25 protein-coding genes are annotated in these 25037 nt (G+C 37.9%); 15 read left to right on the top strand and 10 right to left on the bottom strand.

All coding sequences use genetic code 11. From position 1 onward, the window contains the following. The first annotated feature begins 7 nt into the window (after positions 1-7). The 5 genes from F928_RS13665 (at position 8) to F928_RS13645 (ending at position 6634) form a co-directional block, all read left to right on the top strand. Positions 8-2020 carry a M3 family metallopeptidase gene (locus tag F928_RS13665; RefSeq protein WP_005076247.1) on the top strand — a complete coding sequence of 671 codons (2013 nt, stop codon included), beginning with the start codon at positions 8-10 and terminating at the stop codon, positions 2018-2020. A 12-nt stretch (positions 2021-2032) separates the two neighbouring features. After that, positions 2033-2971: an ABC transporter permease gene (gsiC, locus tag F928_RS13660; protein ID WP_000881922.1), complete on the top strand. Its 939-nt coding sequence runs from the start codon at positions 2033-2035 to the stop codon at positions 2969-2971. 7 nt (positions 2972-2978) lie between these two features. After that, positions 2979-4121 (top strand): ABC transporter permease, encoded by a 1143-nt coding sequence (gene appC, locus F928_RS13655; protein ID WP_005076244.1) that lies wholly within the window; start codon positions 2979-2981, stop codon positions 4119-4121. Positions 4122-4133: 12 nt separating this feature from the next. Beyond that, complete coding sequence (gene gsiA, locus F928_RS13650; protein ID WP_005076240.1) at positions 4134-5867, top strand: ABC transporter ATP-binding protein; 1734 nt, start codon at positions 4134-4136, stop codon at positions 5865-5867. Positions 5868-5974: 107 nt separating this feature from the next. Continuing rightward, complete coding sequence (locus F928_RS13645; RefSeq protein WP_031945788.1) at positions 5975-6634, top strand: SOS response-associated peptidase family protein; 660 nt, start codon at positions 5975-5977, stop codon at positions 6632-6634. A 59-nt stretch (positions 6635-6693) separates the two neighbouring features. On the opposite strand, the gene F928_RS13640 is transcribed toward F928_RS13645, so the two are convergent. Beyond that, positions 6694-7062: a hypothetical protein gene (locus F928_RS13640; protein WP_002117993.1), complete on the bottom strand. Its 369-nt coding sequence runs from the start codon at positions 7060-7062 to the stop codon at positions 6694-6696. Between the two features lie 295 nt (positions 7063-7357). Here F928_RS13640 and cysQ point away from each other — a divergent pair, with 295 nt between their 5' ends. Further along, positions 7358-8215: a 3'(2'),5'-bisphosphate nucleotidase CysQ family protein gene (gene cysQ, locus F928_RS13635; protein WP_005076233.1), complete on the top strand. Its 858-nt coding sequence runs from the start codon at positions 7358-7360 to the stop codon at positions 8213-8215. Positions 8216-8272: 57 nt separating this feature from the next. After that, complete coding sequence (locus F928_RS13630) at positions 8273-9007, top strand: histidine phosphatase family protein (RefSeq protein ID WP_002117975.1); 735 nt, start codon at positions 8273-8275, stop codon at positions 9005-9007. 57 nt (positions 9008-9064) lie between these two features. On the opposite strand, the gene rpsT is transcribed toward F928_RS13630, so the two are convergent. Continuing rightward, the gene (gene rpsT, locus F928_RS13625; protein ID WP_002117906.1) at positions 9065-9331 is read right to left on the bottom strand and encodes a 30S ribosomal protein S20; all 267 of its coding nucleotides are present in this window, start codon (positions 9329-9331) and stop codon (positions 9065-9067) included. Positions 9332-9543: 212 nt separating this feature from the next. On the opposite strand from rpsT, the gene yraR reads away from it, so the two are divergent. The 8 genes from yraR to cyaA all read left to right on the top strand — a co-directional run bounded on the left by yraR (position 9544) and on the right by cyaA (position 18801). Beyond that, positions 9544-10209 (top strand): NAD(P)H-binding protein, encoded by a 666-nt coding sequence (yraR, locus tag F928_RS13620; protein WP_005076228.1) that lies wholly within the window; start codon positions 9544-9546, stop codon positions 10207-10209. A gap of 12 nt (positions 10210-10221) precedes the next feature. After that, positions 10222-10728, top strand: coding sequence for a ribonuclease E activity regulator RraA (gene rraA, locus F928_RS13615; protein WP_005076226.1), 507 nt, complete (start codon positions 10222-10224; stop codon positions 10726-10728). 21 nt (positions 10729-10749) lie between these two features. Then, complete coding sequence (locus F928_RS13610) at positions 10750-11532, top strand: glutathione S-transferase N-terminal domain-containing protein (protein WP_080631103.1); 783 nt, start codon at positions 10750-10752, stop codon at positions 11530-11532. 143 nt (positions 11533-11675) lie between these two features. Further along, the gene (locus F928_RS13605; protein WP_025466564.1) at positions 11676-12608 is read left to right on the top strand and encodes a Dyp-type peroxidase; all 933 of its coding nucleotides are present in this window, start codon (positions 11676-11678) and stop codon (positions 12606-12608) included. Positions 12609-12689: 81 nt separating this feature from the next. Next, a complete protein-coding gene (locus F928_RS13600; RefSeq protein WP_005076223.1) occupies positions 12690-13046 on the top strand; it encodes a hypothetical protein in 357 nt (118 codons plus the stop codon). 134 nt (positions 13047-13180) lie between these two features. After that, positions 13181-16642, top strand: coding sequence for a transcription-repair coupling factor (mfd, locus tag F928_RS13595; RefSeq protein ID WP_005076221.1), 3462 nt, complete (start codon positions 13181-13183; stop codon positions 16640-16642). Positions 16643-16843: 201 nt separating this feature from the next. Beyond that, positions 16844-17278 carry an HIT domain-containing protein gene (locus F928_RS13590; RefSeq protein WP_002117900.1) on the top strand — a complete coding sequence of 145 codons (435 nt, stop codon included), beginning with the start codon at positions 16844-16846 and terminating at the stop codon, positions 17276-17278. Between the two features lie 56 nt (positions 17279-17334). Then, complete coding sequence (cyaA, locus tag F928_RS13585; RefSeq protein ID WP_005076219.1) at positions 17335-18801, top strand: adenylate/guanylate cyclase domain-containing protein; 1467 nt, start codon at positions 17335-17337, stop codon at positions 18799-18801. Positions 18802-18855: 54 nt separating this feature from the next. On the opposite strand, the gene fdx is transcribed toward cyaA, so the two are convergent. From fdx to F928_RS13545, 8 genes are all read right to left on the bottom strand, one after another. Further along, positions 18856-19194, bottom strand: a complete 339-nt coding sequence (gene fdx, locus F928_RS13580) for an ISC system 2Fe-2S type ferredoxin (protein ID WP_002117947.1) — start codon at positions 19192-19194, stop codon at positions 18856-18858. Positions 19195-19211: 17 nt separating this feature from the next. Next, on the bottom strand, positions 19212-21071 hold the full coding sequence (hscA, locus tag F928_RS13575; protein WP_005076216.1) for a Fe-S protein assembly chaperone HscA: 1860 nt from the start codon (positions 21069-21071) through the stop codon (positions 19212-19214). A gap of 37 nt (positions 21072-21108) precedes the next feature. Beyond that, entirely contained in the window at positions 21109-21627 is a 519-nt protein-coding gene (gene hscB / locus F928_RS13570; protein ID WP_005076214.1) for a Fe-S protein assembly co-chaperone HscB, read from the bottom strand. Positions 21628-21716: 89 nt separating this feature from the next. Next, positions 21717-22037 (bottom strand): iron-sulfur cluster assembly protein IscA, encoded by a 321-nt coding sequence (iscA, locus tag F928_RS13565; protein WP_002117986.1) that lies wholly within the window; start codon positions 22035-22037, stop codon positions 21717-21719. 30 nt (positions 22038-22067) lie between these two features. After that, positions 22068-22454 carry a Fe-S cluster assembly scaffold IscU gene (gene iscU / locus F928_RS13560; RefSeq protein WP_002117907.1) on the bottom strand — a complete coding sequence of 129 codons (387 nt, stop codon included), beginning with the start codon at positions 22452-22454 and terminating at the stop codon, positions 22068-22070. A gap of 66 nt (positions 22455-22520) precedes the next feature. After that, positions 22521-23738, bottom strand: coding sequence for an IscS subfamily cysteine desulfurase (gene iscS / locus F928_RS13555; RefSeq protein WP_002117998.1), 1218 nt, complete (start codon positions 23736-23738; stop codon positions 22521-22523). Position 23739: 1 nt separating this feature from the next. Next, a complete protein-coding gene (locus tag F928_RS13550; RefSeq protein ID WP_002117915.1) occupies positions 23740-24213 on the bottom strand; it encodes an Rrf2 family transcriptional regulator in 474 nt (157 codons plus the stop codon). Between the two features lie 109 nt (positions 24214-24322). After that, positions 24323-24970 (bottom strand): hypothetical protein, encoded by a 648-nt coding sequence (locus F928_RS13545; protein ID WP_005076210.1) that lies wholly within the window; start codon positions 24968-24970, stop codon positions 24323-24325. Between the last annotated feature and the right edge of the window lie 67 nt (positions 24971-25037).

Raw genomic sequence — 25037 nt, 5'->3', positions numbered from 1 at the left:
AGATACGATGAAAAATAATACACTGAAAATGACAACTTTATGTATGTTGACCATAAGTATAAGTCAGTTTGCAACGGCAGAGACAACACGTCCTACTTTGCCATTACTTAAAGCACAACAACTGCCAGCATGGTGTGATGGGAATTTAAAAAAGATTCAGAAAGAGATTTCAAATTTTGAAAAAACGCCTATTAAAGATAATGTAGCAGCGGCACCTATATTGGCAAAATGGGATAAAATTTTTGCGCATTTTGAAGATTTCTCAGGTCCGATAAGTCTATATAGTAACGTAGACCCAGATGCAAAATTACGTAAGGCAGCTGAAGACTGTGAAATCAAAATTAATCAGTTTCACACTGATATATTTCAGAACCCGAAGCTATATAACTTAATTAAAAATACACAAGCAACAGACCCAATTGACCAAAAATACCGCCAAGATATTCTAGATCAGTTTGAAGACACAGGTGTTCAACTTGAACCAGTAAAGCGCGCACGAATGAAGACCATTCTGGATGAGTTGACCAAACTCGAACAAGAATATGCGCGTAATGTCCGCGATAATCCGGAGAAACTTGAGTTTACTCCTGAAGAGATGAAAGGCTTACCTCAAAGTTATATTTCAGCATTAAAGAAAAATGCTAAAGGCAACTATTTATTAGGTTTTGAATATCCGGAATATCGTCCTTTTATGGAGTTGGCAGATAATGATGATGCTCGAAAAAGATATCAAATTGCCTTTACTCGACGGGGTACTGAGCAAAATTTAAAACTACTCAAACAGGCAATTGATTTGCGTTATGAGCTTGCGCAGTTATTTGGAAAAGCAAGTTATGCAGATTGGGTTTTAAAAGACCGTATGGCTAAAACGCCTGAGGCTGTAAATCAATTTTTAGCAGAAGTCCAAAAAACAGTAGCACCACTTGAACGTAAAGAAGTAGAAGAACTCCGTGCATTTAAAGCACAAACTTTAAAAACGCCATTAGAAAAAACCGAGATTACACGTTGGAGTGAAGCTTACTGGAGTGAAAAACTTCGTAAGAGCAAATATCAGATTGATCAGGAAAAACTTCGTGATTATTTCCCAACTTTAGCTGCTCAAAAATGGTTGTTTGCTATTTCATCTGACCTTTATGGTATTGATTTTAAACCTGTCAAAGTTAAAGCATGGCAGGACGAAGTTGAATATTACGATGTAGTTGATAAGAAGACAGGAAAACTCCTTGGTGGCTTATATATGGATAAATTCCCTCGTGAAGGGAAGTATGGCCATGCCGCCGTTTGGGGAGTATATGGTGGTAGTACATTAACAAACCGCTTACCAGTTTCAGCCCTAGTCACGAACTTTAATCGTAAAGGGCTAAATAGCGATGAGCTTGAAACTTTTGTCCATGAGTTTGGCCACGCTTTACACGGCATTTTATCAAATACACGTTATGCCAGTCAGTCAGGAACATCCGTAGAACGTGATTTTGTAGAAGCGCCATCTCAAATGTATGAAGAGTGGGCACGCCGTAAAGAAACTTTATCTAAAGTGGCCGATTATTGCGATCCAGCCTGCCCACGTGTTGACGATGAGTTAATTGCCCGATTAAAAGCAGTACATAACTATGGTCGTGGCTTGCGTTATGCCCGTCAGACCCTTTATGCACAGTACGATATGTCATTGCATACTGCTGATGCTTTAAAAGTAAAACCTTTAGAAAATTGGCAAAAAATGGAAGCTGCTACAGCTTTGGGTTATGTACCAACAACCGAGTTTCCTGGGCAGTTTGGGCATTTGATGGGCGGTTATCAAGCTGGTTATTACGGCTATATGTGGTCTGAGGTTTTAGCTTTAGACATGCTTTCTGCTTATGGGGACAACCTTAATAACCCGCAAGTAGGGCAACGTTACCGTCAAACGATCTTATCGCAAGGTAGCCAAAAACCAGCAGCTGAATTAGTTAAAGATTTCCTCGGTCGTGATCCTGACAATAAAGCATTCTTTAACGAAATTACCGGACAACGGGTTAAATAAGGAATTATCACTATGCTGGCATATGTTATTCGGCGGTTATGGCAGATGATTCCAACTATGTTGGGGGTAGTCTTACTTATTTTTATTCTTTTTAACTGGGTAGGTGGCGATCCTGCTTATATTTTAGCGGGCAAGATGTCTAATCCTGAGCAGATAGAAAACATTCGTAAGCAGCTAGGTGTCGATCAACCTTATTACGTTCAGCTCTGGATTTTCATTAAACAAATACTGACTTTTGACTACGGTGCAAGTTGGAGTACTGGCGAACCCGTTTCTCAAATTATTTTAACCCGATTAGGACCCTCGCTTACGCTTTTAATCCCACTGACTATTTTACAGACGGTTATTTCAATTATTTTGGCATTAGCTGTTGCTGCGGTACGAGGCTCTCTAACCGATCGTATGGTGATGATGCTATGTACTATCGGCATGTCAATCAGTATCTTAGTTTACATTATTGTTTTTCAATATGTTTTAGCTTATCAACTAAGTTGGTTTCCTGTGCAAGGCTGGAGCGACACCTTTACTGATAATTTATTTAAGTTTGCCTTACTACCAATTCTAATCATGTTGGTGGTGAGTATTGCCCCGACTTTACGGTTATATCGTAGTTTCGTGCTTGATGAAATTAATCAGGACTATGTTCGAACAGCACGTGCTAAAGGTGTAGGTGAAAGCCGAATTTTAGGTGTACATGTACTGCGGAACGCTTCAATTCCTATTATTACCGATGTGATGTCAACTTTACCCGCATTGCTTATAGGCGCATTTTTAATTGAACGTTTTTTTGGTATTCCCGGGATTGGTCGAGAGGTGATTATTGCAGTTGAGCGGAGTGACTTTCCTGTTATTAAGGCAATTACAGTTTACATCGCCGCTGCAACCATGATTTTTAACCTGATTGCCGATTTGGTCTACAAAGTGGTTGATCCACGTGTACAGTTGAAGTAGGTGGGCTATGCTGAGCGTTTTATCAAAAAGAAAACAACAAACAAAAGCCGAAGCTCATTCATCTGGCCTATGGAAACTTGCCATGCGTCGTCTTCGGGCCGACAAGATAGCAATGTCATCGCTAGTGATTGTATTGCTTTATTTTATTATCTTGGTTCTATCAATGACGGGCGTGATTGCATCTGACTGGAATAAAGAGGTAGCCGTAAGTTATGCACCGCCTACATTTATAGGGGCAGATAAGACAACAGAAGCTGGGCAAAAGGCGGCAGCGATTGAGGAAGAATTACCAGAAAATCCAGTTGATCCTTTAAAAGATGTAATTAACAAGCTTAACGCTGAAATTAAACAAGAAAAGAGCTCTGGAAGTGCAATTGATTATTATGGTGTAGTTGACCCATTAGCCGATGATATGAAAGCGATCGATCAGCAACTTGGAGGACATTTACTTGATCAGCAAGCAGAACTGAAAAGTACCCTTGTGTTTGGAGCTGATAAATGGGGACAGGACGTTTTGAAGAAAACTATTAAAGGTGCTGAAACTTCAATTATTGTTGGGGTGATATCGGCTTTACTCGCAGTAGGAATTGGTACACTTTTAGGCGCAATTTCTGGATATTTCGGTGGCTGGGTGGATGATATTCTCAACTGGTTTTATAACATTTTTACCTCAATTCCATATTTATTATTAGTTCTCGCTATTGCTGCCGTACTTCAACAAAAAGGCATATTGTCCATTGTTCTGATTTTAGGTTTAACGGGCTGGACCGGTGTTTATCGTTTAATTCGTGCCGAATATATGAAACATACTGCACGTGAGTACGTTCTTGCTGCCAAAGCAATTGGTGTTGGTCACTTCCGCCGTATGTTCATTCATATTTTTCCGAATGTAAGCCATATCGCTTTGGTCCAAATGTCAATTTTGGTGGTTTCTTTTATTAAATCTGAAGTTATTTTGAGTTTCTTGGGCTTCGGTGTGCCTGTAGGCGTAGTGTCTTGGGGAAGCATGTTAAATGAAGCACAAAGTGAACTTCTTTTAGGTAAGTGGTGGCAGCTTGTCGCAGCCTCTGTCGCAATGGCTGCTTTGGTTACGGCATTTTCAATGTTTACTGACGCACTTCGTGATGCGTTAGATCCAAAGCTAAAATAAGAGGAAGGTCAAATGTTAGAACAAGAAAATAAGAATGCGCCGCTACTGCATGTTAAAAATTTACGAGTAAGTTTTAAAGGTGAAGATAAGCAATATATTGAAACCGTAAAAGGAATTAGCTTTGATATTCCAGCAAATACCACAGTTGCTTTAGTTGGCGAGTCGGGTAGCGGCAAATCGGTTACTTCATTGGCTGCTATGGGATTACTTCCTGTCGGTCAGAGCAAAATTGATGAGCAAAGTAAAATTATATTTGAAGGTAAAGATTTACTGAGCTTATCTCGTAAAGATATGCGCAAAATCTGTGGTAAAGACATAGCCATGATTTTTCAGGAGCCGATGTCATCATTAAATCCAGTTTTTACGGTTGGCAATCAAATTGCAGAAGTGTTGTGTTTACATATGGGGTTGAATCGTAAACAGGCTCGACAACGCGTTTTAGAATTGCTTAAAGAAGTAGGTATTCCTTCACCTGAAACTAAAATTGATGCCTATCCAAATCAACTTTCTGGTGGTCAACAGCAACGTGTCATGATTGCTATGGCGATTGCGTGTGAGCCTAAACTACTTATTGCCGATGAGCCGACTACGGCACTTGATGTCACGATCCAAAAGCAAATTATTGATCTACTCGAGTCATTGCGTAAGCGCCGTCAAATGTCGATGCTTTTTATTACCCACGATTTAGCATTGGTCGGTGAAATTGCAGATAAAGTCATTGTAATGCGTCATGGCGAGATAAGAGAGCAAGGTGCTGCTGAGCAGGTCCTTGAACAGCCTAAAGATGTATATACGAGAGCTTTGTTATATTGCCGCCCGCAAATGTCACAACGGCCTTATCGTTTGCCTGTAACGAGCGATTTTATGCGTCAAGAAGACGATGTATTGGTCGAACAAAGTTTTGATGTTTCAGCAATTCCCGAGCGCAAACGTGGTTTAAATGGTGATGAGAAAATCATCTTGGAAGTAAAAGACCTGAAAAAAAGCTTTTATAGCCGTAAAGGTCTATTTGGCAAAGAAGAGTTTCAGGCCGTAAAAGGCGTTTCTTTTAGGCTGGCTAAGGGAAAAACTTTGGGTTTAGTCGGAGAGTCTGGATCAGGTAAAACGACTGTTGGGCTATTACTCATGCGTTTACATCAGGCATCTGGTGGGCAGGCTTTCATCGAAGGTAAAGATATTCTTTCATTAACTGAAAAAGAGTTTGCTAAATATCAACGTAAAATCCAGATCATCTTTCAAAATCCCTATGCGTCTCTTAATCCACGCTTTACCATTGGGCAGATTTTATTAGAGCCTATGCAAATTCATAAAATCGGTAAAGATGATGCAGAGCGTAAACAAATTGCCCTTGGACTGCTTGAGCGAGTCAATTTACCTGAACAAGCTTACTACCGATATCCGCATGAGTTTTCAGGTGGACAACGTCAACGTATTGCCATTGCACGCTGTTTAACGCTGAAGCCTGAAATTTTGATTTGTGATGAATCTGTTTCTGCACTAGATGTTTCAGTTCAGGCACAAGTACTTAACCTATTACAAGATTTACAAGATGAGTTTGGGCTGAGTTATATCTTTATTTCACATGACTTATCGGTTGTGAAATATATCTCTGATCAGGTCATGGTCATGAATCATGGAGAAGTTATTGAAATAGCCAATTCAGATGAACTCTATGCACATCCTCAACATGATTATACTAAACGACTATTAAAGGCGATTCCTCAAGGGATTCAACACATTTCATGAGCGTAAAGTTATGTCGTTAAGGGCACTTTCGAGTGCCTTTTTATTTGGTTTATGTGGTAAATGCTTATAAAATAAGAGAGATAAATGTAGAGTATTTTATTCTTGTTATGTGCGCTAATTTTAAACCTTTAACGTTTGCCCAATTACAGCAACTTCAGTTGCCTGTGGTCGGCTTTAGCTATGCCGAAGAGGTTTATCCTGCAGGAACAATGCCACTATTATTTAAATCACCACAAGGGCTTGAGTGGCGTGAAGTGATGTTCGGATTGGTTCCTAAATGGGCTGAAGATACAAATATAGCAAAACATACCTACAATGCCCGCCATGAGACTATTTTTCAAAAACCTAGCTTTCAAGAAGCTGCACTTAAATGTAAATTTGGTGTGATTCCAGTGACCGAATTTTATGAAAGTAAGTATATAAATGATAAACCTGAGCGGTGGGGTGTTCGCCGTAAAGATGGGCAGGCTTTTTTCATCGCAGCAATCTATGAAATTTGCAAAATAAATGAAACGATTATTCGTTCTGCAAGCATGTTGACGATGGATGCTATAGACCATCCGATGATGAAAGATTTTCATGAGCCAGGCGATGTTAAACGATCAGTTATTGTGATTCCACATGAACGACTAGATGAATGGTTAAGTTTAGAAACACCAGATATTTCCAGCTTTATCGAAGGTTTTCCAGTTGAAGAGTTTGAATGCTCTCATGTCCCCAAAGAAAAAATTATAAAACCTACACCTCAGTTAAGTATGTTTGACTAATCTACCTAATATTAAGATGAGGTTATTGATCTCAAATTTGAATCAATAACCTATATCACTTATTCAATATCTTTACTTAATGTTTGTACCTCGGGATCTTCAGCTAAATAGCTCAATTCAATCGGTGAAATCACAAAAGTTGTATTATCTGAGGTCTGTTTAAATACAAAACCATATTCAAAAGATTGGCTATTTTTACTTGGTAACCAGAATAGATAAGGACAGCCTGTATAGCTACCATCCCAACCCATTTCTCTAGCGAGAGCCAACGCTGTATCAGATTTCGCTATGATTTCTTTGAGTGATTCTTTATCTCGTGTTGAGACATCACCATCATCATCTGCAAATGTTTGTAGAAACTCATTTAAGGGCTTAAGGTCTTCCCAGTTATGTTCTATTGTCGAGAAATGATATCCATATAGCATCATGTGCACTTTCTTCCATCTTGTTATTGTGTCCTTGAACATACCAAGAAATATATGAAAAGGAAATGGATAAATCTGATTTAAGTTGTTTATTTTTCATAACTTATAGATTGTTTTTTGTACGGAATAAAGACTTTTATAAATATTAAAATTATTTATATTACCTAAATAGCATAAGCGGAAAGCAATGGTTCTAATGATTAAGATAAATGACTATTTTAGTAAATCAAACTGTTGGCGAATATAGAATTGTTCATAATTCACCTATAATAGAAGTGAAACTATGTAGAGCATATTTATGTTTATAACAACTACGCGCCCACAAGATAATTTAATTAATCAACTTTTGCCTATTTTGGAACAGGCGAGCCAGATTCTACTAGAAGAATATCAAAACTATTCTGCGGGTTATGAGTTTACTATTCATGAAAAGCAAGATGATTCACCTGTAACCCAAGCAGATCTAAAGGTAAATAGATTTTTATTAAAGCATCTTGCAGACATTACTCCAGAGTTGCCTGTATTGTCTGAAGAAAGTGATTATAGTGCCCGTCATGAATGGTCTACTTGTTGGATGTTAGATCCACTCGATGGAACCAAAGAATTTATACATGAACGTGATGAATTTACGATCAATCTAAGCTTGATCAACGGCAAAGAAACAGTTTTCTCAGTTATTGCCGTGCCATGTGAACAAGTTGTGTACTTAGGATATCTGCAAGATTTACCTTTTAAATATAGCTTTAGCCAACAACAATGGTATCAATATCAGGTTAGTTCAACTTCGTTAGATGCCCCTATACAAATAGGACTTAGTCACGGTAGTAAAAATCCAAAATACCAAAAATTTATTCAACCTATTGAAAAAGAACATCGCATTATTCGACGAGAAGCCGGGAGTGCCTATAAGTTTTGTATGATGTTAGAAGGTGAAATAGATATTTACCCACGCTTTCATCCTACATCTGAATGGGATACCAGTTCTGGTCAAGGTCTGTTAGAAAGTATAGGTGGCGGTTTACTTACTCTGGATGGAAAACCTTTTGAATATAACCAAAGAAACACGGTTTTAAATAAGGGCTTTATCGCTTTTCGTGATCAGGAAAGCAAAAAAATAGCATTTGAAGCATTAGCCCAATCAGGTGTTATCGATTGAGAGTTATGCCAGACATGTTATAGTGGCAAAGTATTGAAAAAAGATGACAAGATAAAGATGGCACTCGATTTATTGCCTAAAAGTATGTTTGAAGCAATTGATTTATTGCCCGATGCTTCAACTCCTGTAACCTTATTTACGCGCCATTCTTTAAGAGAACTTGTAGATGGGCAGGGCTTGGCTGGTTATGATCTCCAACTTACTCCTCAAGGACGTGAGCTTGCGCAGGCATGGGGTAATTACTTAATTAAAAATACAGATCGTGTTATTCAGCATTGTATTTCAAGTCCAATACAACGCTGTGTCGATACGGCTGCGCTCATGATTGAAGGGGCTGACGATGTAAGTCCTCAATCAAATACTCATACGATTGAAATTATTGAGCAAGGGCTACTTGTCGAACCAGGTAGCTTTGTGTTGGATATACAACAAGCTGCTCCTTATTTTAAAAAGCAGGGCGCTTTAGGCTTTATTAATAGTTTTGTAAATAATGCATTACCGGGTATGAAACATCCTATTACGGGTGTTTTAGATGTACTAGAGCTTATTTACCGAACTCATCCAAAAACTAAAGGCGGTCTTAGTTTAGCCGTGAGTCATGACACGATTATTGCAGCAATTGTTGCTGTAATTTCTGGCGAAAATAAAATTAAGAAAGAGGACTGGCCGGAAATGATGGAAGGATTATTTGTCTGGTTTGAAGGTGAAGAGTTTCCAAATTGTAAATTAAAGTGGATTTGGAGAGGAAAAGCCTATGAGCTGAATGTAGCTAAATTTCATAAAGTGCTATAAGCTCAAAAACGATAGATAATAAAAAAAGCCCTATTGGGCTTTTTTTACATGTTCAAATTAGTTAGCTAACGCTTTAACTTGAGCATTTAAACGGCTCTTATGACGAGCAGCTTTATTTTTGTGGATGATGCCTTTATCAGCCATGCGGTCGATTACAGGAACAGCTTTTTTGTAAGCTTCTGTAGCAACAGCATAATCACCACCAGCGATTGCACTTAAAGTACGTTTGATGTAGGTACGAACCATAGAACGCAAGCTTGCGTTGTGTTTACGCGCTGTAACGTTTTGACGCGCACGTTTTTTAGCTTGAGCAGAGTTTGCCACTCTTGCACTCCTTGAAAATAAGTTGGTCTGGGCGGGCTGTGGTCAATTCAGTAAACTGGTGTAACCATCACCAGCCCGTAAACAAGTGCCATATTGTGATGAATCAACACCGTGAAGTCAAGCCTTGCGAGCATTTTAAGCGGTTTTAGGGGCTGCTAAAACGGTAAGAAAAGGTTAAATTTGATACAAACTTAAAGAGGGTTGGATAAAAAATGACTATAAGTACTAAAAAAGCAATTGTGATAGGTGCTACGGGACTTGTGGGTTTAGCGCTTGTCGAACAGCTTGAGCAAACTCCGGAATTTGAATCGATTACTGTTGTGGTCAGAAAAGAATCACAACTACTTAATACATATAAAAAAGTTACTCAACTCGTTATAGAGGATTTTTTATTACTCAATGATGAAGATGTGAATGGCCATACCCATGCATTTAGCTGTATTGGAACAACATTAAAAATGGCTGGTTCAAAACAGGCTTTTTACGCTGTAGATTATGAAATCAATGCTCATTTAGCAGATTTAGTGCAAGATAAACATATTCATCTATTGCTAGTGAGTGCCCTTGGAGCAAATGCAAATTCTCCAATTTTCTATAATAAAGTGAAAGGACAGTTAGAAGATTATATTGAGAGTCTAGAACTCGAAAAGCTATCTATTTTTAGACCGTCTTTACTGATTGGTAAACGCAGCGATGTAAGGTTTATTGAAGACTTAGGGCAAAGTCTATTTAAACTTATTGAGAATAAATTTCAAAAGCCATTCAAATATAAGCCAGTAACTGCCGAGCAATTGGCTCATACGATGGTCGTAGCGGCGCTAACGCAAATTGAAGCCTTTAAACGATATGATAATCTGAGCATACAACAAACTCGATAAGGGAGCATTAAAGTGTCGACAGTACCATTTGTAACATGTGATTTATTAGATGATAACCCTGAAAAAGGCTTACAGGTTGTAATCCCATCAATGGATGGCAAGTTCTTTCAAAGTTATGGAGCTCGTAAAACTTTTGGGGGACAGGTTGTAACAGTAAAGTGCTTTGAAGATAACTCACGTGTAAAAGAGTTATTGGCAACAGATGGTACAGGTAAAGTATTAGTTGTGGATGGTGGTGCATCTATGCGCTGTGCACTCATGGGTGATTTGATTGCTGAGTCAGCAGTTAAAAACAACTGGAATGGTGTAGTGATTTACGGTTGTGTACGAGACGTTGATGCACTTGCGACCTTAGATTTGGGAGTACATGCATTGGCTGCAATTCCACAAAAAAGTAATCGTAAGGGCATTGGTGAGGTAGATATTAATTTGTATTTTGGTGGAGTCACAATTCAATCTGGTGATTTTATCTATGCTGATAATAATGGGATTGTGATAGCAAAAGAAAAATTAGTCTAATTCTCTAATATAAAGGAAGGCATGATGGTGATTCATCAAATTAAAGTACTTCAAGCAGTTGTATCTGCAATTGCTGAAGGTGGTAGAGGTGTTTCAGGAACAGCATTTCCACAACAACCTGCAAAGGCTTTGAAATTATATGAATTTGAAGGTTCACCATTTTGCCGTCGTGTTCGTGAAGTGATTACACTTTTGAATCTGGACGTTGAAATTTATCCATGCCCTAAAGGTGGAACAAAGTATCGTTCAGTTGTAAAAGAAAAAGGCGGTAAATTACAGTTTCCATTTTTAATTGATGAAAATACTGGCGATCAGCTATATGAATCACAGGATATTATTCATCATTTATTTAAACATTATGGTAAGACAGGGAAAACGCCGCAGAAATTTTCGAGTTACCCAAACATGCCTTATGTTGCAGTTGCTGGAACTATATTAAATGGAGCTCGCGGAATATGGATAAATAAAAAAATTGTTGATAGAGCTGCACCTGAACAAAAACTTGAGTTATGGAGTTTTGAAGCAAGTCCGTATTCACGAATTGTAAGAAGTCTACTCTCTGAACTTGAGCTTCCATATATTTTGCATAATGTGGCAAAAGAGAGATGGCAAGATATGGGACCTGCTATTCTTCGCTTAAAACCAGGTAAATACATACCTTTAGAAGGTGGAAAAAGAGAAAAGCTATTGCCGATTATGCAGGATAAAATGCAAGTACCATACTTAGTAGACCCAAATACGGGAGTGAAGATGTTTGAGTCTGCTCAAATCGTAAAGTATTTAAAAAAGCAATATGGGCGTTGATTAAGCTTAATCTGTGTAAGAGTTTAAGGCGTTTTCCTTAAACTCTTATCAACATCAGATTTCTTAACAGGTTGTATGAAAAAAATATGAGTATGCTAAATTAATAAACTTAAATACCTAAAAAGGCATATTTTATGGAATGTATGAGAATTCAACCTGTAACGAGTGCTCCTGGTGAAAATGCATTATTTATTGTATTGGGACTAGCTCAAGGTGATTCTGTAATAGAAAAAGTAAAAGATTTTGCTGCTAATTTTTCAGCACTAACCAGAAGTCTCTTTAATCGTTATCCAGATAGTAAATTTAATGCTACTTTAGGTTTTAGCTCAAATGCATGGGATATATTATTTCCAGAGCAATCCAAGCCTCAAGAGTTACAACCATTTCAAGAAATTAGAGGTCCGAAATACACGGCTGTCTCAACTCCGGGTGATTTATTTTTTCATATACGTGCTGATCGTCAGACTTTATGTTACGAGCTGGGTAATATAATTAATCAACAGCTTGGTAAAGTAACGTATCCAATTGATGAGGTTCATGGTTTTCGTTATTTTGACGGTCGTGCAATTATTGGCTTTGTAGATGGAACAGAGAACCCTGAACCTGTTATTGCAGCGCAGTGGGCGTTAGTAGGCGATGAAGACCCTGACTTTATTGGGGGAAGTTATGCTTTTATCCAAAAATATACACACGATATGGACAAATGGCGTTCATTAACTGACGAAGAGCAAGAAAAAGTGATTGGCCGTAAAAAGTTCAATGATGTTGAGCTCGGCGATGATGAAAAACCTTTAACTGCTCATAATGTCGTTAGTAAAGCTCATGATGCAGAAGGCAATGAACTTAAAATTATGCGAGCTAATATGCCTTTTTCAAATCCTTCTAGAAATGAATATGGCACATTCTTTATTGGCTACTCGCGTAAGTTTAGTACAACCCGACAAATGCTTGAGAACATGTTTTTAGGCAATGAGCATGGTAACCTAGATCGGTTACTTGACTTTAGTACTGCTCAAACAGGTACTTTATTTTTTGTACCGACTGTAGATTTTCTTGATGATTTAGGCGATGAATAGTCGTTAGTTTAGAAGACTCAAATGATGGGAGTGACTAGATTACTTCCATTATTTAAATTGAAATAAATATGATGTGATGAAATGTTTAAAAAGATAACGCAGCTTTTTCAAGGCTCAAAAGAAACGCCAGAACAACTTTACTTGCAAGAGAATCAATTAAAATTTGATTCTGAACGTGGGCCTATCATTAATGATGTAGTGATTAATCAAAAGTGGTCAGAGCATCTTGAATATTTCTCAAACCGTAAATTACAGAATTTTGATAATCTTCAAAAGTTATTTCAAATTACGCCACAAATTAATGAAAAGATTGATTTAGAAATCGCAACACAGCGCTATGTTGCAAGATTGGAAAATAATCAAGAAAAGCTACTTCAACTCAAAGCGATTATACAAATTTTAAATCAATATTACGTTTTGTTTTTGCGTGATAAATAATCATAGGTGATTGATTAAAAAATATAAAAAGTAGGGCCAACTAGTAGTTTGATTTTCAAAAAAATAACTCATTTCACTAAAAACATCATGCTACTATTGAGCTCATATCTTCTTAGCTGATAAAAGCCATATACATGTTTCAACAAGAAATCTCTCAATTGAATTTACAACAGCTCAAAGCCGGTGAAAAGCGTTGGGTAGGGTCGTTATTAGGTTCTTCTGCTGCATTATTATTCAAAGAAATTGCCGTTCAGCATTCATCTTTGCTCGTTGTAGTAGCTCGAAATAACCAACATGTTGCTCAGTTAGAAAGTGAACTTGAATTTTATGGCATAAAACCGACAATTTTCCCTGATTGGGAAATTTTGCCGTATGACCGCTTGTCACCTCATCAAGATATTGTTTCAGAACGACTCGCGATTTTATCCAATATGCCGCAAAAAGGTGTATTGCTCGTTTCAGCAAGCACTTTAGCTCAAAGAGTTGCACCATATTCTTGGGTTTTAGGTGAGCATTTCGATATACGTGTGGGGCAAAAATTTGATTTAGAACAACAGAAGCTACGGTTAGTACAAGCTGGGTATCATTTAGTAGATACGGTTTATGACCATGGTGAGTTTGCTGTACGTGGTAGCATTATGGATATTTTTGCATCTGGTCAAGATGCACCTATCCGTATTGACCTGTTTGATGATGAAATTGATACTTTAAAATTCTTTGATCCAGAAACGCAAAGAACAACAACTACTTTAAAAAGTTTTACCGTCTTACCAGCAAAAGAGTTCCCATTAAAAGAAGCTCGTTCAATTTTTAGAGACCGTTATTCTGAACTTTTTCCGACTGCAAATCATAAGAAAAACCCAATTTACCAAGATGTTCTTGATGGAATCGCATCTCCGGGAATTGAGTTTTATTTACCGTTATTTTTTGATAAAACTCACATGCAATCTCAAAGTACACTTACAACGTACTTTCCAAAGAATTGCATTGTAATTACAAATAATGATATAGATATTGATTTAACCAGTTTTTGGAAAGAAGTTTTTCGTCGCTATGAAGATAGACGCCATAACGCAGACCAGCCAATTCTCCCACCTGATGAGTTATTTATTGCACCAAATAACTTACTAAGTGCTTTAAATCAGTTCCCACGTATGCTTGTGAGCGCTGAAGCAGTTGAAGAAAAAGCTGGGGCTCTAAATCTTAAGGTTGAGCAACCACCTAAGTTGCCTGTTGATCCGAAAAAAGACAAACCATTTGCCGTAGTTAAAAAATATATTGATGAAGCAAATCATCCTGTGTTATTGGTTGCAGAAAGTGCTGGTCGACGAGAAAGTTTAAGAGATGGTTTGCGTGCCAGTCTGGGAGATATTCCTAGTGTAGATAGTTTTGAGCAATTCCAGAAAAGTCAGTTTGCGATTGCTATTACGAATGCACCATTAGACCGTGGTTTGCTTTTAACCGATCAATTGTCTGTTATTTCAGAAAATCAGTTGTATGAGCATCGCGTAGTTCAACGTCGTCGTAAACGTCAGCAAGAAGTTTCAGAAGAATTTCTAATTCGTAGTTTGACCGAATTAAGCATAGGTGCTCCTGTTGTTCATATTGACCATGGTGTAGGGCGTTATGCTGGATTAATTACTTTGGCAATTGAAGGGCAAGATTATGAATTCTTGCAACTAGACTATGCTGAAGAGGCAAAAGTTTACGTGCCTGTGACTAACTTGCATCTCATTAGTCGCTATAGTGGCGGAGATCCAGATTTAGCACCATTACATAAAATTGGAACTGACGCGTGGAGTAAGGCTAAACGTAAAGCTTTAGAACAAATTCATGATGTTGCAGCAGAGTTGCTACATATACAAGCACGACGTCAGTCAAAACCTGGCTTTGGTTTTGAAGTCGATCAGTCACTTTATATGCAATTTGCGAGTGGATTTGCGTATGAAGAAACACTTGATCAAGCCAATGCTATTGAAGCGACACTTTATGATATGCAACAAGCTAAACCGATGGATCGACTTGTTTGTGGGGACGTTGGTTTTGGTAAAACAGAAGTTGCAATGCGAGCAGCATTTGTTGCGGTGCAAAATGGCAAACAGGTTGCTGTTTTAGTACCGACGACATTGCTTGCTCAACAACATTATGAGTCTTTTAAAGACCGCTTTGCCGACTGGCCTGTTCGTATTGAAGTATTATCACGCTTTGGTTCAAATAAAACGCATACGAAAAATATTGAAGATCTTGCTGAAGGTAAAGTCGATATTGTGGTGGGCACCCATAAACTTTTACAAGAAAATGTGCAGTTTAAAGATCTAGGCTTAATGGTGGTCGACGAAGAACATCGTTTTGGTGTGCGGGATAAAGAGCGTATTAAAGCATTACGCGCAGATGTAGATATGTTAACGCTTACAGCTACACCAATTCCACGAACTTTAAATATGGCTTTTTCGGGAATGCGTGATTTATCTATCATTGCTACACCGCCAGCCCGTCGTTTAGCTGTTAAAACCTTTGTACAAGAACATACTGAAGCATCTATTAAAGAAGCGATCTTGCGTGAATTACTACGCGGTGGCCAAGTGTATTTCTTACACAATGAAGTTGATACGATTGAAAGAGCTGCTGAAAATATTCGAGTGCTTGTACCTGAAGCTCGTGTAGCAGTGGCTCACGGACAAATGAGGGAAAGAGAACTTGAGCAAGTCATGCAACAGTTCTACCACAAAGAATACAATGTATTGGTATGTTCAACAATTATCGAAACTGGAATTGATGTTCCAAATGCCAACACTATTTTAATAGAAAGGGCTGACAAACTTGGTTTAGCTCAATTACACCAATTACGTGGTCGTGTAGGACGTTCACACCACCAAGCTTATGCCTACTTATTGGTTCCTTCGATAAAGCATTTAAAAGGTGATGCTGAAAAACGTCTAGATGCAATACAACGTGCTTCAACTCTAGGTGCTGGTTTCATGCTGGCTACAGAAGATTTAGAAATTCGAGGTGCCGGTGAGCTTTTAGGTGAGCAGCAAAGTGGCTCAATGCAGGCAATTGGATATAGCTTGTATATGGAAATGCTGGAAAAAGCTACTAAAGCGATTCAGCAAGGGAAAACGCCGAATTTTGATGCACCTTTATCATTAACAGCAGAAATTAATTTACACATACCTGCTCTTATTCCAGATGAGTATTTAGGTGACGTACATCAGCGTTTATTATTCTATAAGCGTATTAGTAATACAGATACCCAAGAAAAGCTCGACAATATACGTATGGAGCTGATTGACCGTTTTGGGGTTCCACCGCAATCAGTTAAACACTTATTTAGTGTTCACCAAATTCGCCTGAAAGCTGAACAGTTAGGTATTACTAAAATCGATATTAATACTCAAGGTGGCAATATTGAATTCTCGCCTGATACACCTGTTCAGGCCATTACTATTATTCAACTCATGCAAAAACATCCAACCTATTATCGTATGGAAGGTGGTCAACGTTTAAAGGTTATGGTTCAGCTTGAAGAGCAGGAAAAACGAATCCAATTTATTAATGATTTATTAGCGAAATTATTGAATGAATTACATGCTTAAATAGTGTTTTAAAGTGATTTTCATTCTATATAAATCCTTTGTATGTTGATAACAGAATTTTATGCACGATTTCTCGGTCTATTAGGGGAATAAGTGCATAAAATCATTGTTATTTGTAATCAAACCAGACACTAGCAATACTCACATCAAAACTGATGTGATAGTATTAGCCATTATTGTTTATTGTCATTTATAAAAGATATGTTTAGTTTGCATCCACAACTTGCTCAAGATACTTTTTTTGTAGGCGATTTCCCGCTTTCAACATGTCGTTTAATGAATGATATGCAATTCCCTTGGCTGATTTTAATCCCTCGTGTGCCGGGAATCACAGAATTATATGAGTTGAGCCAAGCTGACCAAGAACAGTTTTTACGTGAATCAAGTTGGTTATCTAGCCAGCTATCTCGTGTATTCCGCGCTGATAAAATGAATGTTGCCGCTTTGGGAAATATGGTGCCTCAATTGCATTTCCATCATGTGGTACGTTATCAGAATGATGTTGCATGGCCTAAACCAGTATGGGGTACACCTGCGGTTCCTTATACAAATGATGTGCTGGCTCATATGCGTCAAACTCTTATGCTTGCGTTACGTGGTCAAGGTGATATGCCATTTGATTGGCGCATGGACTAAATCAATGCAATGCCACATTTATATGAATGTGGCTACATTGAGGTGTGGAGGATAGGGTGCAATTAGAGAGGTTTATCGATAGAGAGCCTAAGCAGTTTGCATATTTTCATCGCTTGATGGGATATTCAATTCTGTCATTAATTTTAGTGATTTATGCTTTTACCTCACCTAATACAAATTATCAGATCTATGTTCCACCTTTTTTCCTGTTCTTACTTTTTATTAGTTCGAAGTTAGAACACTGGCTTCAGTACCAATTCGATAAAAAAACTCAAAAAAGTGTTTTCTTTGCGATCGATGCAATTGTTGTAGCCGTTACCTTAGCAGGTCTGCATCTTAATTTGGTGCCTACATTTATTGCACTTTTTGCATTATTTTATTCAGCAATTAATAGTCGTATTTCTTTCGCAGTCATTTGTTTGACTAGCTTGTTAGGCGCGATTATTTTTTATTTAAGTACTTTCTTTTTATTTGGTTTTTATACATATTTTGAGCCTACTAGCCAAGAGTTGACTGTAATTACACTTCTTGGCTTGGTTATGTTTATTACTATCGGAAACTACTACCAGCATCGTTGGGTTAAAAAAATCAGTCAGCAGCGTCAACATTACTATGATCAAATGACCCGCTATATTGCTTTTGCTAATCAGTTAAGCCGTTATGCGCCATTACAGTTATGGCAGTCTATTATGCGCGGTGAAGCTGAAGCAAAGATTGAATATAAGCGTAAAAAAATGACGGTGTTTTTTTCTGATATTCAGGGTTTTACAGAGTTATCAGAAACTTTAATTCCAGATGATTTAGCATTCTTGCTTAATGATTATTTAAGTCATATGACGGAAATCGCTAAACAGTATGAGGCTACTGTCGATAAATTTATGGGGGATGCCATCCTCATATTTTTTGGTGATCCGAATTCACAAGGTGTGGAGCAAGATGCTAAAGCATGTGTAGAAATGGCAATCGCTATGCGTCAGCAAATGAAACTGCTGCGCGAGCGCTGGAAAAAAATGGGTTACTCAGCATTGCATATCCGAATGGGTATTAGTACAGGTTACTGCCACGTAGGAAATTATGGGGCAACCCATCGTATGGCTTATACGATTGTAGGTCGTGATGTGAATTTAGCGGCTCGTCTGCAATATGCTGCTGAAATAGATGAAATCTTAATTTCAGACGATACTTATCAATTAATTAAAAGTGATTTTCTGTGCGCACCTAAAACACCGATTTATCTAAAAGGTATTCAAGGTGCCGTAAAGACATGGCAAGTGATGGAGAAATATACAGGGAATAAGTCAGATCATCAGCAATGGTTTGATTATGAGTATAAAGGCTTTCACTTGGTACTTAATTTAGAAGAAGTACAAAACTATGAATATCCTGAATTAGTAGAAGTGCTTGAGAAAATGATTCAACGAATTAAAGTTCAACAAACTTTAGTGAATACTCAAGGTATAGCGCAGTTAAGACTTGAAGATGAAGTTAAACCTTTAGAAATAGACCAACAAAATCAAGTTTAGAGTTTATAAAATATAAAAAAAGCTGCTTTAAAAGCAGCTTTTTTATTAACATGATTAATGATTTTCTGAAGCATGGTTAATTGTATATTTAGGAATCTCAATTTCTAAATCTTCATCCACAACTTTTACTTGGCATGAAAGGCGAGAATCCGGTTCAAGACCCCAAGCGCGATCTAAAAGATCTGCTTCAACATCATCCATTTCTTCTAGGCTATCAAAACCTTTACGAACTACTACGTGACATGTTGTACAAGCGCATGACATGTCACATGCATGTTCGATTTTAATTCCTCGATCAAGCAAACTTTGGCAAAGATTTGCATTCTGTTCAACTTCAAATTCTGCACCTTCAGGACAAAATTGAGCGTGAGGAAGTACTTTAATGCGGGGCATATTGATCACCTATACCTTTAGTTTGAATTTGACCAATCTTCAAGTTTTGTACCTTTTAAGGCGTGGTCAATATGTCGATTCATACGTAGTGCAGCAAAAGCATCACTATGTACTTTAAGTTGTTCTACAGATTTTTCAATCGCTTGAATATCATTGCCATCAAGTTGTACTTTCAGCATATTTTCAGCGGTCTTAAGTGCTTCGAGCTGCTCAGCATTGAGTAAATCAGCATCCACTTTTAAAGCTTGTTCTAATGCTTCAAGCTCACGTTGAGCTTCAACTTTGGTTTCTTTTAAATGACGCAGATTTTTGTCTTCTTCTGCGTGTTGAAAACCTTCAATTAATAAGCGTTCAGTGTCAGACTCTGATAAACCATAAGATGGTTTAATATCAATTTGAGCTTGTACGCCTGAAGTTGTTTCACGAGCTGAAACAGTAAGTAAGCCGTCTGCATCTACCTGAAAGGTAACTTCAATACGTGCTTGACCAGCAGTCATTGGAGGAATGCCATGAAGAACGAACCTTCCTAACGATCGGCAGTGTTCGACTAAATCTCTTTCACCTTGAACTACATGAATCAGCATGGCAGTTTGGCCATCTTGATAAGTAGTAAACTCTTGGCGGCGAGCAACCGGAATAGCTGTATTACGAGAAATAAGACGTTCTACTAATCCACCCATGGTTTCTAAGCCAAGAGAAAGAGGAGTAACATCTAAAAGTAGCGAGCCGTCTTGGCTGTTTCCAATTAATTGATTGGCTGTAATAGAAGCACCAATCGCTACTACTTCATCAGGATTAATTGTGCAAAGTGGTTCTTGGTTAAATACATTGCGAACTGCTTGCTGAACAGCATACGAACGGGTAGAACCACCAACTAAAACAACATTTTGAATATCTGATAATTCAAGTTTTGCATCACGTAAAACACGTTTGCAAACACTGATTGTTTTGTCTAAAGCAACTTGAATAATGCTCTCAAAGGTTGAGCGATCAAGTGTTAGTACATTTTCAAGTAGTTTTAATTGAACTGATTCTTGTGTAGAGAGTTGTTCTTTCGCTTGGCGAGCAGCAACAATAAATACTGCATAGCTTTCATCACTTAGCGTATCAATATTTAATTGTTTTTTAGCCCACTTAACAATGAGACGATCTAAATCATCACCACCTAAAGCAGTATGACCACCTGTAGCTAATACTTCAAAGACACCTTGTGAAAAACGTAAGATTGATACGTCGAAAGTACCACCACCTAGATCATAAATCACATAGTTATGATCTGTAGCTAAATTTGTTTCTTGATCTAAACCATAAGCCACAGCAGCAGCAGTTGGCTCATTTAATAGGCGTAATACATTCAAACCAGCCAGCTGTGCAGCATCACGTGTTGCTTGACGTTGTGCTTCATCAAAATAGGCTGGAACAGTAATTACCGCTCCATTTACTGGGTTTTGTAAGCTTGATTCAGCACGTTCTTTTAGTTGTTTTAAAATTTCAGCTGAAATTTCAACAGGTGTTTTGCGGCCAGAACGTGTCTCGAAAGCTGGCATCTCATTTTCAGAACCCACTAATTCATACGGGTGTTGAAATTTGATATCTGCTTTTGAGCGTCCCATAAAACGCTTTACAGAAACAATTGTATTTTTGGGATCAGCAATAATGAAAGGTTTCGCTTCTTCACCATAATGAGTGTCATCATTTCCATAATGCACAATAGAAGGAAGAAGTCTTCTTTCTTTTTCGTCGTTAAGGACTTTTGGTTTGCCTGATAACACTGTCGCAACTAAAGAATGTGTTGTTCCTAGGTCGATACCAATCGCAATGCGGTGTTCATGTGGGGCACTGGATTGACCCGGTTCAGCAATTTGCAAAAGTGCCATGAGTTAAATCCTTTGAATATAAATTGGAAAAAGCAAATTAAAAATCATCATCTAAATCAAAGTTGTCTTCATCATCCAACAGTTGATCTTCTGCTTTTTCAATATCGTTAAGAACGCGCTGAAAGAAACGTAATTTACGTACAGTATCTCGAGCTTCGCCCCAATCTTCATCTGAGTAGTCAATTTTAAATTCGCGAACTAAGCCCTCAATCCACTGAAAAACTTCTTGCTTAAGAGTACTTAAATGCTCTTGTGAAGTTGCTTCATCAAGTTGCTCACGAAGCTCTAGAGCTGATTGTAGGAACTCAAAATCACTAATGGATTGATCGAGGTGATGATCTTGCTTTTTTAACGCTAATAGATAAGCAGCACGGCTATCTACTTGCGAAAGTACTTTAAAAGCTTGATTGATTTCACTTGATTTGATCAATGCCTGATCTTTATCTTCTGCTTTATCTGGGTGATATTGCTGTTGCAAACTTAAGAAACTAGATTTTAAGCTTGCCAAATCGATATCGAGTTCTACGGGTAAATTGAACAACTCAAAATGATTCATTAGAAAGGAGGTCCACATTAATTAAATACATTAAAACAGTGCTATAAAAAGTCACTGTTTTAATGAAAGGATGGAAGGAGAAGAGGGAGTTATACAGTGAAAGACTCACCGCAACCACATTCACCTTTTTTGTTGGGATTGTTAAATTCGAACCCTTCGTTAAGGCCATTCTTTACGTAATCCATTTCTAAGCCTTCTAAATAGACAAGACTTTTTGGATCTACAAAAACCTTAACGCCAAATTGTTCGAAAACTTGGTCATGTTCATCGACAGAATCAACAAATTCGAGAACATAAGCCAACCCAGAACAACCAGAAGTTTTCACACCCACGCGAATGCCTTCACCCTTACCTCGATTTTTAAGGTAATTGCTAATATGAGTCGCAGCATTTTCAGTTAAATGAATCATGAAAACTCCAACGTTTACAATGGTAACAAATTAAGCTTTAGATTTTTTACTGCGGTAATCATCAATCGCAGCTTTAATTGCATCTTCAGCTAGTACAGAGCAGTGAACTTTTACTGGAGGAAGAGCAAGCTCAGTTGCGATATCAATATTTTTGATCGCTTGAGCTTCATCAAGAGTCTTACCTTTTAACCATTCAGTTACAAGTGAGCTTGATGCAATTGCAGAACCACAACCATAAGTTTTGAAGCGTGCTTCTTCAATCACACCACTATCATTTACCTGAATTTGCAAACGCATCACGTCGCCACATGCAGGTGCACCGACCATGCCTGTACCAACATTTTCAGAGTTTTTATCTAAAACACCAACATTACGTGGGTTTTCGTAATGATCAATTACCTTTTCGCTATAAGCCATTTCGCTTCTCCAAACCTCGGGGTCAGCCTAATATTAATATGAGGGTTAAAACACTAATTTCAATAATTAGTGTTCTGCCCATTCAACTGTAGAAAGATCGATACCTTCTTTGTACATATCCCAAAGCGGAGAAAGTTCACGTAATTTCTCAACAGCGGCTTTGGTAATTGTAAGCACGTGGTCAATGTCTTCTTCAGTTGTGTATTTACCAAAACTAAAGCGGATTGAGCTGTGTGCTAGCTCATCAGATAAACCTAATGCGCGAAGAACATATGAAGGCTCTAAAGTTGCAGAAGTACAAGCAGAACCACTTGATACTGCAGCATCTTTAAGCGACATCATTAAAGATTCACCTTCAACAAAGTTGAAGCTAACATTTAAATAGTTTGCAACGTTTTGAGTTGGGTGACCATTTAAGAACACTTGTTCAAGGTCTTGTAGACCGTTCCAAAGTTTGTCACGAAGTTTACGGAGACGCTCTTGTTCTGCATGCATTGTTTTGCCTGCAATCTCAAAAGCTTCACCCATACCAACGATTTGGTGAGTAGCCAAAGTACCAGAACGCATACCACGTTCATGACCACCACCATGGATTTGTGCTTTTAGGCGAACACGTGGGCTACGACGTACATATAATGCGCCGATACCTTTTGGACCATAAATTTTATGAGCAGAGAAACTCATAAGGTCAATTTTCATTGTAGATAAGTCGATATCAACTTTACCAGCTGCTTGCGCTGCATCTACGTGGAAAAATGTTTTGTTGGCACGTGTCAATTCACCAATCGCCGCTACATCTGTAACTGTACCAATTTCATTGTTTACCATCATAAGAGAAACAAGAATAGTATCTGGGCGAAGGGCAGCCTTAACCATTTCAGGAGTGATTAAACCTGTTTGTGGTTCTGGCTCTAAATAAGTAATTTCAAAACCTTGTTCTTCTAATTCACGACAAGGATCTAGAACAGCTTTGTGTTCAATTTTACTTGTAATGATATGTTTGCCTTTAGATGCATAGAATTGAGCCACACCTTTAAGGGCAAGGTTATCTGATTCAGTTGCACCAGAAGTCCAAACGATTTCACGTGGATCAGCTTTAATTAAATTTGCTACTTGCTCACGTGCATATTCAACTTTTTCTTCTGCCTGCCAGCCATAAGCGTGCGAACGAGACGCAGCATTACCAAAGGTACCGTCGAAAGTTAAACACTCCATCATACGTTCTGCAACTTGCGGATCTACTGGAGTGGTTGCTGCGTAATCAAGATAAATTGGACGTTTCATATCAAATACCTGTACCCGATAAAAGAGCTGAATCTGTGCCAGTCACATTTTGGCGTAATGCAACAGTTTGAACGTTGTCTCGGCTAATGAGGTCGGCAAGAGAGATTTTTGCTAAATAGTCGGCAATATGATGAGAGAGTTCTTGCCATAAATCGTGAGTGAGACACATTGCACCATTTTGGCAGTTACCTTTATGATCACAACGTGTTGCATCAACCGTTTCATTTACAGCTTCAATAATTTCTAACACAGTAATTTCATCAGCATTTCGAGCCAAATGGTAACCACCATTTGCACCACGAACACTAGAAACTAACCCATGACGCTTAAGTTTTGCGAATAACTGTTCTAAATAAGCAACTGAAATGGATTGGCGTGCGGCAATTTCGGCGAGCGTGATCGTTTGTTCAGTTGGCTGCAAAGCTAAATCAAGTAGAGCAGTCACTGCGTAGCGACCGCGAGTTGTAAGGCGCATGATTCGATACACATGTTAAGACTAGATAATAGGATTTTATGAATCCCGACTAAAATAGTCAAGTTTTTTTATTTTTAATTCAAGTGTAGGAACAAAATAGAAAAATAAATTAGGCAACCCACAAATTATATATGAAATAAACAATAAATATTAGGCTAATTATACCAAAGGAGAAGTTAATATTTCGTTGACGTCGTTGTAAGCGAGTAATTCGATTTTGATATTGTTTAATTTCTACGTGAAGGGAGTTGATCTCTGATCTTTGTTGATCAATTTTCTCAAGTAATGGAGCGATCCGTTTACGTGAAGCAAGGGTTTCAGCCTCATCATCTGAAGTGTTAAACCACTGTTTCCAGTCAACTAACAATTTTGGAAGAGTTAAATGAGAAATTAAATCTAGAAGTTCCTTTTTCGTTTCCTCATCACCATCAATACGCATATTTTTAAGGCTGCGTTGGTTAGAAAAGCCAAAAATTTTAATTAAATCGATAAGCGTACTATTGATCTCAAGATCAATACGTCTATCAAAAGAGTGAATATCGAATAACAAACCTTTTTCTGTAAATTGAACATAGAAGTCAAAGAAAGGTAAATAGCTATTAATACGAATCGTTGTTTTGTTCAAAATAAACTTTTTCGCTTGCAAGCGAAGGGCACCATCGTGGGTGAGAATAAATGAAAAAAAAGTTTCTAAAATAATTAGAACAATATTCAGCAACAGACGCGGATGTTTTTGTCTTTGTTGCGTTTCACTCATAAAAGTTTATCCTTAGAAATAGCAATTAACTGAAGAATGGGACATCCTATCCCAAACTTAACACAAT

The sequence above is a fragment of the Acinetobacter pittii ATCC 19004 = CIP 70.29 genome, from assembly GCF_000369045.1.
GTDB classification, from domain to species: Bacteria; Pseudomonadota; Gammaproteobacteria; order Pseudomonadales; family Moraxellaceae; genus Acinetobacter; species Acinetobacter pittii.
Note: the sequence above shows the minus strand (reverse complement) of the source record. Positions and strands in the feature narration are given on the sequence as shown.